The 13,267-nt window shown below is 59.7% G+C and carries 8 protein-coding genes; 2 read left to right on the top strand and 6 right to left on the bottom strand.

Annotated features, from left to right (window positions below; genetic code table 11):
* Window positions 1-26: 26 nt before the first annotated feature.
* The 3 genes from QQK16_RS17755 to QQK16_RS17745 form a co-directional block, all read right to left on the bottom strand.
* Entirely contained in the window at window positions 27-1,646 is a 1,620-nt protein-coding gene (locus QQK16_RS17755) for a methyl-accepting chemotaxis protein (RefSeq protein ID WP_284197818.1), read from the bottom strand.
* A 234-nt stretch (window positions 1,647-1,880) separates the two neighbouring features.
* On the bottom strand, window positions 1,881-2,498 hold the full coding sequence (locus tag QQK16_RS17750; RefSeq protein WP_284197817.1) for a tetratricopeptide repeat protein: 618 nt from the start codon (window positions 2,496-2,498) through the stop codon (window positions 1,881-1,883).
* A 737-nt stretch (window positions 2,499-3,235) separates the two neighbouring features.
* Entirely contained in the window at window positions 3,236-5,026 is a 1,791-nt protein-coding gene (locus QQK16_RS17745) for a DEAD/DEAH box helicase (protein WP_284197816.1), read from the bottom strand.
* A gap of 433 nt (window positions 5,027-5,459) precedes the next feature.
* Here QQK16_RS17745 and typA point away from each other — a divergent pair, with 433 nt between their 5' ends.
* Window positions 5,460-7,277: a translational GTPase TypA gene (typA, locus tag QQK16_RS17740; RefSeq protein WP_284197815.1), complete on the top strand. Its 1,818-nt coding sequence runs from the start codon at window positions 5,460-5,462 to the stop codon at window positions 7,275-7,277.
* A gap of 84 nt (window positions 7,278-7,361) precedes the next feature.
* Here the strand turns inward: typA and QQK16_RS17735 are convergent, their stop codons facing one another.
* Window positions 7,362-8,129, bottom strand: a complete 768-nt coding sequence (locus QQK16_RS17735) for an AraC family transcriptional regulator (RefSeq protein ID WP_284197814.1) — start codon at window positions 8,127-8,129, stop codon at window positions 7,362-7,364.
* Between the two features lie 206 nt (window positions 8,130-8,335).
* Window positions 8,336-10,576, bottom strand: coding sequence for a M9 family metallopeptidase (locus QQK16_RS17730; RefSeq protein ID WP_284197813.1), 2,241 nt, complete (start codon window positions 10,574-10,576; stop codon window positions 8,336-8,338).
* Between the two features lie 288 nt (window positions 10,577-10,864).
* Here QQK16_RS17730 and QQK16_RS17725 point away from each other — a divergent pair, with 288 nt between their 5' ends.
* Window positions 10,865-11,653: a putative signal transducing protein gene (locus QQK16_RS17725; protein WP_284197812.1), complete on the top strand. Its 789-nt coding sequence runs from the start codon at window positions 10,865-10,867 to the stop codon at window positions 11,651-11,653.
* Between the two features lie 174 nt (window positions 11,654-11,827).
* Here QQK16_RS17725 and QQK16_RS17720 read toward each other — a convergent pair whose 3' ends face one another.
* Window positions 11,828-13,168 (bottom strand): SGNH/GDSL hydrolase family protein, encoded by a 1,341-nt coding sequence (locus QQK16_RS17720; protein WP_284197811.1) that lies wholly within the window; start codon window positions 13,166-13,168, stop codon window positions 11,828-11,830.
* Window positions 13,169-13,267: the final 99 nt, after the last annotated feature.

Genomic DNA, 13,267 nt, shown 5'->3' with positions numbered 1-13,267 from the left:
TCCCGTTTCCAGTGCGCCGCCGGCCTTCAGCGGGCATCGTAGCGGAACTGGTTGACCTCGCCGCAGAGCTCATGGGTCAGCCGGCCTAGCATGCTAGCCGTTTGGTTCATGGCGGCCACAGCGGCGGTGTTTTCTTCGCTGATCTGGGCGACCTTCTCTACCTGTTGCGCTATCTGCTGAGTACCGGCCTTGTGTTCGTTCAGCGACTCGGCAATGTTGGCGACAGCCTGTTCGCTGGCATCCACCCCCTCGGTGATGGCGGCGATGGACAGCCCGGCGCGGCTGGCCAGTTCGGCACATTCATGGGCCCGCTCCACCGTGGTGTTCATTGCGCCGACAGCCTGTTCGCTATTACCGCCTATCTGGGTCACCATCTGCTGGATATCGATGGTGGCATTGGCTGTGCGCTCGGCCAGCTTGCGCACTTCATCGGCCACTACGGCAAAGCCGCGCCCTTGCTCGCCGGCTCGGGCGGCTTCGATGGCGGCGTTGAGCGCCAGCAGATTGGTCTGGTCGGCCACATCCTTGATGACGCTGACGACCGAGGTGATGCGCTGGGCGTCCTGACCCAGGGTAGTCACCTTGCCGGCGGCCTCGGACACGGCGCGGTCTATTGCCTGCATATGGCTGACCGTGGCACGTATCTGGTCTGCGCCGCTGGCTGCTTGCTGCCGGCTGGTGGCACCCAGCTCATGGGCCTCGTGGGCGTTGTCCGCCACATGGGCAATGCTGACGGTGACCTGCTCCACCGCCGCGGCCATGGCGCTGGTGGCCTCGGAACCTGCGTTGGATGCCAGGGCCACCTGCTGGGTGGTGTTGGCCAGTTGTTCGGCTTCGTGATTGACGGTGTCCACCGCCTTGGCCACGGCCTGTACCAGGGTTTGCATATTGTCGGCCAGGGTATTGTAGGCGCGGGCGATACTGTCTATCTCGTCGTTGGCGGTTACCGGTACCCGTAAGGTCAGGTCGCGCTTGTCGCGAGCCTGCCGCAGGGTTTCACGCAGCGTGCCGATCTTGCGGTTCATGCCATTCAGTAACCAGGCCGAAACACCCCCTGCGATCACCATGGCGGCCAGCAGGGTAATCCAGGTCACCATCCGTGTCTGGGCGTAGTCATCCTGAGCAGAGCCATAATTCTTGCGTGCCTCTTTCAATTGCAGCTCAACCAGCTTGGATATGCTGCCTGATATCGGGTCTATGGCCGGATAGAGGTCGGTGCGTGCGAAGGCATCAAGCCCAGTGGTGTCGCCAGCAGCCAGCAGCTGATCGAGCTTGGCCACTGCCATGTCGGCAGCCTTCATGGCGGTTTCAGCTTCGGCGACCAGCTGCTTTTCTTCCGCAGTGAGCTCAGTGGCGGCGTAGGCCTGCCAGTTTGCCCTTATCTGCTTGTTGGCTTCGGCGACGGCAGTACGAGCAGCTGCTGCGGTGATGGTCTGGTGATTGGCCTTGTGGGTGGTATCCACGATATTGACCGCATACATGTCGGCAACCACCTTGAGCTGATCCAGTGGGACGACGCGGTCTTTATAGGTGGTGGCAAAGGCGGCATTGGTGCTGGCCAGCCGGGTGAGGCTGTTGATGCCCAAACCCAGCATCATGACCAGAAGTCCCGTGACAAGAACAATCAGCTTGGCTCGCAGGGTCATGGTGGTACTCCTGTTATTCATTTGTCTTGTACGTCAGGGCTTCCTCCCGATCCGCTAAGCCTTATGCGTGCTAGCTTTGTAAACAATATATCCTTGTCATGGAGTTTAATCCATGACTCCGGTCGGCTTTAGGGCTTGCCGGGCAGGTTGACCACCGTGGTGGTGCCATGCCGGCGTTGCGGGCAGTACCTACATCTTGTCCGCTGGGTCTCGCTGGTGTGGCGGGTAGGCCAGTCAGGGACGGCTGCGGGCCAGCACCTCGGCCTTGAGTTTGGCCGCAGGGTCGCCCTGGCGCGCGGCAGCGGTGTACCACATCAGGGCCTGGGCGATATCGACCGGCTTGCCGTCGCCATGCTCGTACATGGAGGCAATCAGGTACTGCGCGCCCATATTGCCGCCCTCAGCGGCCTTCTCGTACCAGCGTGCTGCCTCGGCGTAATCCTTGGGTGCGCCACGGCCCAGGAAGTACTGAGTGCCTAGGTCGAGTTGCGCCTCGGTATGTCCTTGCTCGGCCGCCAGCTTAAACCAGCGCGTCGCCAGTACCTGCGATACGGGCACGCCATCACCACGCTCATAGGCCAGGCCCAAAACATAGTTGGCATTCATTACGCCGCCGGCGGCCGCCTTCTCCAGCCAGACCAGCCAGTCCTCCTGGGTTTGCCCGGCCTCACCCCGCCGCAGCATCATGGCGTAGTTGAACTGTGCCAGGGCGTGGCCCTGCTCAGCCAATTGGCGATAGCGCTGCAGGGCGACAGGCTTGTCGCCGCGTGCATAAGCGGCATAGGCCTCGTCTATGGGGGCTGCCAGGGTGGTGGCGCTGAGCAAGTACAGTGCAAGCCTAAGATGTGTCATGGACAACCTCACATGGTCAACACGCGGTGGATGGCCCGCGCTATCTGGCGCCGGGGTGAATAGATCGTGACCAGGCTCCAGGGGGACATAGCAAATCTGGGTCGCTCATGCCGCCTTTTTCTGACGCGGCGCACGCGGCGCGTGTCTGGGCCGCCCGTAGGCAGGCTTAGGTAGCCTATGCGTTGGCGCAGGCCTTCGGCCATCATGCTCTTTTCCTCGCCTGAGATGGTGCCAGCATTTCGGCTGCCATGCTGCTGCCCTGGGCGGCTTGGGCAAGCCCCTTGAGTACCTCAGCTATCTGGCGCATTTTGCGGCTGGCCTCATAGTCAGCTTATGCCATAGGAGGTAAGCAGATTGGCGTCGGCTAACGCACTCTGGCGGGTGTGGCTTATGCCAATGTGTATTTGTTCCAGCGACGCGTGTGCCGGACCATGCACTGTGCCGGCCTGCCGCTTTGCTGGCACGTGGCTTAGGCGCTATTGGTGATCTCGGTGGTATTTACATGTGCTTACAGGGGCGGGTTTCCCCTTGCAGCTGATCCGGCTTGTCCCGACTTCAGCCGGGTATGCCTAGCATGGGCACTCCGCTCCCTGGATGTTGATCTGGTGTGCGAGGCTAGCGGCATCACTTGTTGTAATTATCTGAATCAGCTTAGTGTGCGGCCCGCTGACTTGCGGTACGTGGGCGTAAAAAAACCGCTCCTGAGAGCGGTTTTTTTTCTTGCGCGAGACGACGACTTAATCGAAGTCTCGGTTGCTGAAGGACGGACGGCCTCCTGGGCGCTTGGGTGCGACGTTGCCACGATTGTCACCACCGCCACGATTGAACGATGGCTTACCGTTGCCATTGCCACCGCGGTTGCCCGGCTTGCGGTTACCGCCATCCAGCGGGCTGTGCAGGGTCAGGCGAGGCTGTTCCGAGTACACGGTGGCATCGGTTTCCAGGCCCTTGAAGTCTGCACGGCTGGCACGGGGCGCGCGGTTGCCAACGTTGTCACGGTTGCCGATGTTGTCGCGGTCGCCGTAAGGCTTGCGGTCGCCGAAGCTGCGGCCTTCGCCAGCAGGCTTGCGGTTGCCGTAGTTGTCGCGATCACCGGCAGGGCGGTCGCCGAAAGGCTTGCGATCACCAGCGGGACGATCGCCGTAGGGCTTGCGGTCACCAGCGGGACGATCACCGGCAGGGCGGTCGCCGTAGGCCTTGCGCTCGCCGTAGGTCTTTTCGCCGAAAGGCTTGCGATCGCCGTAGCTGCGGCCTTCGCCGGCGGGCTTGCGCTCGTCAAAGCGCTTGCCACCATCACGCGGCTTGTCGCTGAACTTGTTGCGGGCACCGGCGCCATCACGGCTGCCAAAGCGGCTGCCACCGTTGCTCGGGCGTGGCTCGAAGCGAGCTTCGAGGCCTTCCAATTGATACGGATTGAACTTGCGGCCAACAAATTTCTCGATGCGGCGCAGGGCAGGCACTTCGTGCTTGGCAGCGAAGGAGATGGCAATACCGTCACGGCCAGCGCGGCCGGTACGGCCAATACGGTGGACGTAGTCTTCGGCAAACTTAGGCAGGTCGAAGTTCACCACGTGGGTGATGCCGGCCACATCAATACCACGGGCAGCGACGTCGGTGGCGACCAGCACATCGATCTCGCCCTTCTTCAGGCGGGCCAGGGTACGGGTACGCTCGCGCTGCGGCATGTCGCCGTGCAGGGCGGCGGCCTTCTTGCCTTGGCCCAGCAGGCGGTCGGCAAGGTCAGCGGCGTCCAGCTTGGTGGCGATGAAGATGATGGCCTGGCCGACGGCTTCGTCTTCCAGGATGCGATCCAGCAGCTTGGCTTTGTGGGTGATGTCGTCAGCGTAGTGCAGCTTTTCGACAATCTGTTCCTGGCGCTTGGGCGGCGGGGCAATTTCAATGCGCTGTGGGTCGGTCAGCAACGACTGGGCGATGGTGGCGATATCGCCATCCAGCGTGGCCGAGAACAGGGCGGTGACGCGCTCCTTGGGCAGCTTGGTGGCGATATGGGCGATATCGTCGCGGAAGCCCAGATCCAGCATGCGGTCGGCTTCGTCCAGTACCAGCATTTCAAGACGGCCCAGGTCGATACGGCCACGGTCCATCAGGTCGATCAGGCGGCCAGGGGTGGCGACCAGGATTTCGACGGGGCTGGACAGCAGCTTGATCTGCAGCGGGTAAGGCATGCCGCCCACAACGCTGACCACCTTGGCGTGGCGGATTTGCTTGCCATAGGTTTCGGCAGCGCTCTTGATCTGGGCAGCCAGTTCACGGGTGGGCGACAGCACCAGAATGCGTGGGCCCTTGCCGGGGCGTTCGGTTTTTTCGGTCAGGAAGTTCAGTGCGGGCAGCATGAAGGCTGCGGTCTTGCCTGTGCCGGTGGCTGCCGAAGCCATGACATCGCGACGTTGCAGCAGCAGGGGAATGGCGGCTGCTTGGACTGGCGTGGGTTCGGTGTAGCCAGAGGTAACGAGGGTGTCAAGAATAGGCTGGGCAAGGCCGAGGTCGGCGAAGGTGACTTGTGTCAAAGCGGTTTCCTAGGTGGTGCTTGCCGATAACAATTAATCGGAAAGCGAACGAACCCGAGCACAGACGCCACGACTAAACAAGCCCCGTATTATGGGCCGACAGGCTAAAACCCGTCCGGCGCGGCATGCGCGTAGATTCGTAATTGGTTTACTAGCCTGGTTTTCCCAGGCTGACAAAGCTGAGATCGGCAGGGCCCGAACTTAGGCTGATATGCGGATCGGCAGCGCCACATCGACGCTAACCGAAAGAGCGCCAAAACGTTGAAACTGCAACGGCGCGGAGGTCAGGTATCGATGATCGTGCACCGTGTTTCGATGCAACGGGGCGCAGTATGCTGAAAACAAAAGAAAAAATCAAATACTTTGTGCGTTGCAGAAAGATCGGCATGCTAAAATGCTCCGTTTCCAGAATCGAAATTGACAGGTTTCTCTTATGAGCCGCGCATTACGTAACATCGCTATCATCGCCCACGTTGACCATGGCAAGACCACGCTGGTGGACCAATTGCTGCGCCAATCGGGCACCTTCCGTGAAAACCAGCAGGTCGACGAACGCGTGATGGACAGCAACGATCTTGAAAAAGAGCGCGGCATCACGATTCTGGCCAAGAACACTGCCATCGATTTCGAAGGCACGCACATCAATATCGTCGACACCCCCGGCCACGCCGACTTCGGTGGCGAGGTTGAGCGGGTGCTGGGCATGGTGGACGGCGTACTGCTGCTGGTCGATGCCGTCGAAGGCCCCATGCCGCAAACCCGCTTCGTGACCAAGAAGGCATTGGCCCTGGGCCTGCGCCCCATCGTGGTGATCAACAAGGTGGACCGTCCTGGTGCGCGCCCTGATTGGGTGCTGGACCAGACCTTCGACCTGTTTGACCGCCTGGGTGCGACCGACGAGCAGCTCGACTTCCCCATCATCTACGCGTCGGGCCTGAACGGTTTCGCCAAGCTGAACCTGGATGAAACCTCGGACAATATGCGCCCCCTGTTCGAGACCGTGCTCAAGCATGTTCCTACCCCGCCGGGTAACCCTGATGCACCGCTACAGCTGCAACTGGCCGCACTGGATTACTCCACCTATACCGGTCGCCTGGGGGTTGGACGCGTGATCAACGGCCGCATCAAGCCGGGCCAGCAAGTCGTGGTGATGAACCATGAAGAGCAGGTGGCTTCCGGCCGCATCAACCAGGTGCTGGGTTTCCAGGGCCTGGAGCGGGTGCCTGTGGAGTCGGCCGAGGCTGGCGACATCATCATCATCTCCGGTCTGGACGATATCGGTATTGGCGTCACCATCTGTGACAAGGAATCCCCGGTAGGTCTGCCGGTCCTGGGTGTGGACGAGCCCACCCTGACCATGGACTTCATGGTGAATACCTCGCCGTTGGCCGGCACCGAAGGCAAGTTCGTGACCAGCCGCCAGATTCGCGACCGCCTGAACAAGGAACTGCTGACCAATGTGGCGCTGCGTGTTGAAGATACCAGCGATGCGGATATCTTCCGTGTCTCTGGTCGCGGTGAACTGCACCTGACCATCCTGCTGGAAAGCATGCGTCGCGAAGGCTTCGAAATGGCCGTGGCCAAGCCGCGCGTGGTGTACAAGGAAATCAACGGCGTGAAGTGCGAGCCGTATGAAAACCTGACCATCGACCTGGAAGACAGCCACCAGGGCGCCATCATGGAAGAAATCGGTCGTCGCCGTGGCGAGCTGACCAATATGGAAAGCGATGGCCAGGGTCGTACCCGCCTGGAATACCATATTCCTGCCCGTGGCCTGATCGGCTTCCAGTCCGACTTCATGACCATGACTCGTGGTACCGGCCTGATGAGCCACGTGTTTGACGACTACGCTCCGACCAAGCCTGATATGCCTGGCCGTCACAATGGCGTTCTGATCTCGCAGGATGACGGCGAAGCCGTGGCCTATGCACTGTGGAAGCTGGAAGACCGCGGCCGCATGTTCGTGAGCCCTGGCGACAAGCTGTATGAAGGCATGATCATCGGCATCCATAGCCGCGACAACGATCTGATCGTGAACCCGATCAAGGGCAAGCAGCTGACCAACGTGCGCGCCTCGGGTACCGATGAGGCTGTGCGCCTGACCACCCCGATCAAGCTGACGCTGGAATCGGCCGTGGAGTTCATCGATGACGACGAACTGGTGGAAATCACCCCGGTGAGCATCCGTATCCGCAAGCGCCACCTGAATGAGCATGACCGCAAGCGCGCCCAGCGTGCTTCGGAAGGCTGATTGCAGCCTGTTTGGTGAGTGGAAAAAACGGCAACCCATCGGGTTGCCGTTTTTTTTATGTCCGATCGATGAGCGTGCCGCTCATCATCCGACGCGCTCACGCCCTTGCAGCAGCCGCAGCTGGCGCGGGCTGAGCCCCGTGGCCTGCTTGCATTGCTTATGCAAGGCGCTCTGGTCAAAGAAGCCGGTATCGACCGCGATGTCGGCAATGGAAGCCGACGAGGAACGAATGGCATGCAGTGCGGCTTCAAGCCGGGTGCGCCTGACGAACTCGCCGGTACTGACCTGGAACACCCATTTCATCCGTCGATCCAGTTGTGCGATAGAAAGACCTGCGATATCGGCTAGTTCCTGAAGGGTAAGATGACGGGCATAGTTGGCTTGGATGTAATCAATGGTGCGTGCGAATCCAGCATCAAGCAGGCCCTCGCGGCTCAGCTCGGTCAGATCCTTGGAGATGCAGACTAGCCCAAGCAGCCGGCCCTCGGCATCCTGTATGGGTTGCTTGTTGGAAACGCACCAGCCTGCACCTCCGTCGTTGTACAGCGTCAGGTCCAGGCTATCGACGATGGGCCGGCTGGCGGCGAAAACAAGGGCATCCTGCGCGCAGTAGCGTTTTGCCATGTGGCTGGGAAATAGATCATATGCGGTACAACCAATGGCCTCATGCTTATTCCGCAAGTGGCAGCGGGCAACACAGCCATTGGACATGGCGAGATAGCGTCCTTCCGTATCCTTGACGGAAAAGACAACATCAGGGAGCCGCTCGAACAACGATTCCACAAATAGCACGTCGTTCAACTGCCTCACAACATAGGGGCGATGGCTAGCCAGGATGCTGACTGCAAGCATGGGTAACTCCCAGGTATGCCGGGCGCCCGGCGGCTCGCAGCGAGGCATGGCCTGCTGCATGTCTTTGGGCTGCGCGCACTGCATGGTTCTGCAGCCGGCCCTCGCGGGATGGCCCGCCATCCCTGCCTATTTATTAGCAAAGAACAGGAAAAGCCACTGGAGGGCCCAGTGGCTTTTCAGGTACTGCCGAATCGGTTTACCTAGGTTCAGTCATACGTGGCGTTGATGCTAACCCCGCTGAAAGGCTGCTTGGCCTGCATCATGATGTATATCCACTGCTTGGTTGGTGGTGCTGCAACAGTGATACTCTCATTGTTGCCAGTGTGTATCGAAGACGCATCAAAAACTGTGGTGGTGGGATAGCGGTTGAAGCCTGCGTACAGATCGACATCACCGGTTCCGCCAGTGGTCCAGAGTTTCAGGTTGCGCGCACCGATAGGCAGCAGGATGTAGGCGTAAGAGCGTGTGCTGCTTGTCCAGCCACCGATCGAGCAACCGTTGCTCAGGTAGTAAGGGTGGTTGCAAGCCGGCAAGATAACATTGTTGCCTGGCATCGGTGGCTCCCCGGCTGTGGTGGCTGTTTGCGCCCACGCGGCGAACTCGGTGTCGTAGCTTGTACCGATCTGGCTCATGTAGGTCTGATAGCCGTTGTAATCACCGGTACGGAAGCGCGCAACCACGTTGTCCACATCGCTGCGATGGCGTTCAAACATGAACCGCGTTGCCATATAGCCCCAGCGATACGCACGGTTGGTGTAGTCGCTCATGGCGTAGTTGTTGCCGAAGATCTGGCTGAGCTTGTATTGGCCGTTGCGTGCAGCGTCTATGCTGGCCTGGTTGTTATTGCGCAGCGAGAGATATTCACCCAAGCCCTCTAGCCACCATACCGTGGGCTTCGCAACGCTGGCGCCAAAATCGCCATACATATTGAATCGGCCATCAAGGTAATGCACATACTCGTGCTCAAGGTTCCAGACCTTGAAGGTCGGGCGCAGCCATGAGGCTTCGTGGGCAATAAAGCGGGCCTGGTTACCAGCGGCGGCAGGGTTGCCTTCCAGGTACATGCCACCGTTGTCGGTGTCGATGTCGTAGATGATAGAGGCGTACTTGTCGTAGTTGGTGTAATCGTCGAACACCACGACTTCCAGCGATGTATTGTTATCGTTGGCCACCGGCGTACGGTTGGTCTGCATCATGTCGTGGAAGTACCCCTCCTCATTTTGCAGCAGCGTGCAGGATTCCTGCAGCTGTGCGGTGGTCATGTCCTGCGCACGGATGCGGATCGAGGGGCTGCAGGTGTGGTTGATGGTGAGTACTGCGTTGGCGACCTGCTCTTCGAAGTTGCAGACACCATACTGGGCGCAGTTGGCATTGTCGTAATACCTGACTGCCTTTGCTGCCGTCAGCCAGAGCGCGGAATCGGCGCCCGTCATGCTGGTAGTGGCCAGCATGTTCTGGATCATGGGCTTGACGGTGGGCTTGAGTTCGGTGAACTGCATCATGCGGAACGCTTCATTGGCCGCGTCGGTGAGATGGAAGGCGATGGCACCGCCGAGCAAGGCGGCCTTGTTGTTGACCACGAACTGGTTCAACGCAATCGCGTGGCTTGGGTTGGCCTTCAGGATCACTTGGGAATCGGATCTACCGCTGGCATAGAAATAGACGGTCAAGACACCGGTGAAGGCATCCCTGGCAGAGCGCACAAAGAGTGGCTGCACTGCATTGGGGGCACCCGTCGTGTTGGTGTAGCGCTGCACCAGCGACCGCATATCGTCAAGGTGGTAGGCCTCGTCGCGCAGGTTGGTGATCAAGTACATGGTTTCCATCGCAGTGGGCGGTGCAATGGTGTTGTTCTGAAATAGCGCGGTGCCCTGTACCAGCGACCTGATGGCTGGGCGCATGGTGCCGAGCAGCGTGCTCGACGGCCATGGCATCACATTCCCGTGGGCCAGGTAGTAGCCGGCACGCAGGTAGATGATCAGGTTGATGAGATTGCGGTTGCTGGCATTGTAGGCGGCAGCTTCCTGGGCAAAACGTGCTGCGACGGCATTCATGTTGCCAGCGCTATAGATCTGCGCGGCCTGGGCCGCATTGAGCGAAAACAGGCCGTAGTGGCACTCGTAATCGGGTAGTGAGACGATATAATTGGCCAGATCGTTGCCGGAGTAGCTGGCCAGGCGGTTCATATCCCGGCATTCAGGCGTGGTCGCCAATGGCGCTACGTTCGGGTCAAAGCGGAGGTGCTGCTTGGGCAGTTGCAAGTCTGTCCTGGGCTTGCGGCTTTCACTCAGGTTGTAGAGGCTTTGCTCTACCGTTGGTGGGAGGACTTGGCGCGTATGCGGCTTGGGGAGATTGCGCTCCGCCTTGTCGGGGTGCGCTTGCGCCAGCGGGGTGAGACAACCCAATAGCAAGGCGGCCAGCAAGGGCCGGTGGTATGCAGGTTTCATCAACTCTATCCTTTTATTCCGTAGACGATCGCCTGGGCCCTGGCTTTGCGAGCAGTGCGACTCGCGCCGGTAACCTGGCCTGTGTTGTTGCGGTGCTTACTATGCGGCAAAGGAATGATTGGAATCTTGTAGCGGTTCATTGCCGGAACAGTGTTTTTTGACAAGTAGAGGTTGCGCGGGTTTGTCCATGACTTGTCCTGGCTTGGGTAGGCCGGATGCCACGGCTAAGAACGTTTGTTTTTGTTGTTTTTCAATGATTTAGGCGAAGTTCGCCATGGATGAGGTGATATGAGAAAGCTGTATGAGGCGGCCAATGCCCTCGAGGCACATATGATTCTTAACCTGCTGGAGATGGAAGGCCTCAGGGGCAGGGTGGATGGCGAATACTTGGAGGGTGGGGTTGGGGAGCTACAGGCCCATCCGCTGGTGCGCGTGATGATCGAGGAAGCTGACTATGAGCGAGGCAGGGAGATCATTGTCCGCTGGGAGGCAGAGCAGCCCGCTACTGTGCAGGAGCCCAAGCGGCTCGGAAAATGGGTATGGCTGGGGCTGGGCGCCTTCGCTGGTGCGGCATTGATGGCGCTATCTCTACGCCCGCCAGTAACCACAGACGGGATCGATTTCAACCGAGACGGCGTGCTGGAAGAAAAATGGAGCTTTTCGGGGGCTGCGCTTCAGAAGGTAGAGCGTGACCGTAACCGCGACGGCAAGATGGACTACGCGAGCGACTATGATCGGCGCGGCATGATCGATGCTTCAGAGCAGGACGATGACTTCAATGGCACCCTGGAAACGCGGGCGCGGTATGAAGAAGGCAGTATCGTGAGTTCCGAACGCGATATCGACGGCGACAGCTTCTTCGAATACAAGGAATTCTTCGAGCATGACGTGCTGGCGCGGACCGAAATACTGCACCCTAATACCGGCCTGCCGCGCAAGATTGTCTACTACGTGAAACTGAGGATGGATTACGTGGAGCTGGATACGAACGGAGATGGCACGATGGATACAAGGGTGCGGTATGACCCGGATGGCGAGCCGGTATCGCGAGAAGCCATCGCGCCGAAGACAAGCTGAAGACCCACCCAAAAACCGTTCAGGCACATCGCCGGATATGGGGTGCCTGGCATCAGGTAGTGACGGCGGATGGGTGCAATTCGGGTTCGCTTGGGTTAAAGAAGAAGACCATGCCAAGTTTGGCATGGTCCTGCTGGTGGCTGAGTGGTGCGGCCGAGTTTGCGGATAGGCTGCTTAAAGGATGGGGAAGTTGCTGCGGACAAACGGCGCCACGTTCTCGCTAAGCAGCTTGTGGGTACGCGTGGTCGGATGCAGGGTGTCCCAGAACACGAAGGTGTCGGGGTTGCTGCACTCGTTGCGCGGCGACTGGCTGCTCAGGTAGCTGAGGCTGCTGTCGCTGTTGATATTGAGGCAAGAGGTGGTGGTGTTGGTCATGCCATAGCTGGCTGGGCTGTTCAGCACGCTGTTGAACAGGGTATAGGTATCAAATACCCGTATGTTCAGGCTGCTGCCGTACTGCGCACGCAGGCTGGCGATCATGCTGTCCAGGCGGTTGTTGTAGTCCAGCACCTTGGCGGCCACCTGGGCAGGGTTGCCCTTGATCTTGAATACCGGTGCCTTGGAGACATCGGGCAGCTTCAGCAGCAGCACATTGCGGGCACCGGTATTGAGCAGATTCTGTAGGGCGCTGGTTTCGCCAGCAATGACCTGATCCACGCTACGGTCATAGTTCACGAAGTCATTGCCACCTATCAAGACCGTGAACAGGGTTTTCTCCGGCCGGTAGGCCGCGGCCTTCTGCATGTACTCCTTGTACGACTGCACTTGGTCGGTTACGCCGGCAATGACGTATTTCTCGGTATTGACGCCGGCACCACCCACGGCCCAGTTATAGAGCGGCAGGCGCAGGCTGTCGGCCAGGTATTCAACCCAGTTGTTGCCGTTGCTGAAGCGGCCCAGGAACCAGCTATTGCGGTTGGGCAGCAGCCATTGCGAGGCGTTGTACATGTTCTGGGTGTCGGACAGGCTGTCGCCAAAGGCCACGATGCGGTTGATGCCGCCCAGCTGGGCAGCACTGTCCTGGCTCCAGACGGTGTAGTTGAACGACAGCGAATTGTCGGCCGCAGCCCACATGGCCACATTGGAACCCAGGCCCTTGCGGCTGAGTGTGCTCTGGCACACGGACTTGAGGGTGTCCTGGCTGGTATCGCTGTAGAACATATTCTTCCAGGCCAGCATGCTGCTGGACCACCAGCTACCGTAGACACGGTAGTAATCGCTGTTACCGGTATTGAGCGCCCACACATAGTTGGTGGTCGGCCGAAGCTTGGTGCCCGTGGCGTAGTAGCAGCGCAGATAGGTATAGGTGCTGCCTGACGCCCGTATGGTCATGCCGTCCTGGCTCAGCTTGTTGCGCTTGAGCTTGTACAGGGACTCGGCGGAGGCCGGGCCGTGGGGGGACAGGTAGCTGCCCAGGATGGGGTCGGGGCGGATGTCGGCCGCGTTGGTGGGGGTGGATGCGTGGGCCCATGAGGACAGTAGCAGGGCGCCAAGCAGCAGGGTTTTGTTTTTCATTGTTGTCTCCTCGTTCTGGGGGAAATCACCAGCCCGATAGCGGGACGACGCCCGTCGCAACACGGGGCCAAGCTGTCGTACCGATGGGGGTGACGGATG

This window comes from Chitinimonas prasina, from assembly GCF_030160395.1.
In the GTDB taxonomy this organism is placed as follows: domain Bacteria; phylum Pseudomonadota; class Gammaproteobacteria; order Burkholderiales; family Chitinimonadaceae; genus Chitinimonas; species Chitinimonas prasina.
This window is presented reverse-complemented; position numbering and strand designations above follow the sequence as displayed.

Coding starts and splice junctions, on each gene's coding strand:
- QQK16_RS17720 (WP_284197811.1), bottom strand. CDS start 13,168: ATGAAAAACAAAACCCTGCTGCTTGGCGCCCTGCTACTGTCCTCATGG.
- typA (WP_284197815.1), top strand. CDS start 5,460: ATGAGCCGCGCATTACGTAACATCGCTATCATCGCCCACGTTGACCAT.
- QQK16_RS17750 (WP_284197817.1), bottom strand. CDS start 2,498: ATGACACATCTTAGGCTTGCACTGTACTTGCTCAGCGCCACCACCCTG.
- QQK16_RS17755 (WP_284197818.1), bottom strand. CDS start 1,646: ATGACCCTGCGAGCCAAGCTGATTGTTCTTGTCACGGGACTTCTGGTC.
- QQK16_RS17730 (WP_284197813.1), bottom strand. CDS start 10,576: ATGAAACCTGCATACCACCGGCCCTTGCTGGCCGCCTTGCTATTGGGT.
- QQK16_RS17735 (WP_284197814.1), bottom strand. CDS start 8,129: ATGCTTGCAGTCAGCATCCTGGCTAGCCATCGCCCCTATGTTGTGAGG.
- QQK16_RS17725 (WP_284197812.1), top strand. CDS start 10,865: ATGAGAAAGCTGTATGAGGCGGCCAATGCCCTCGAGGCACATATGATT.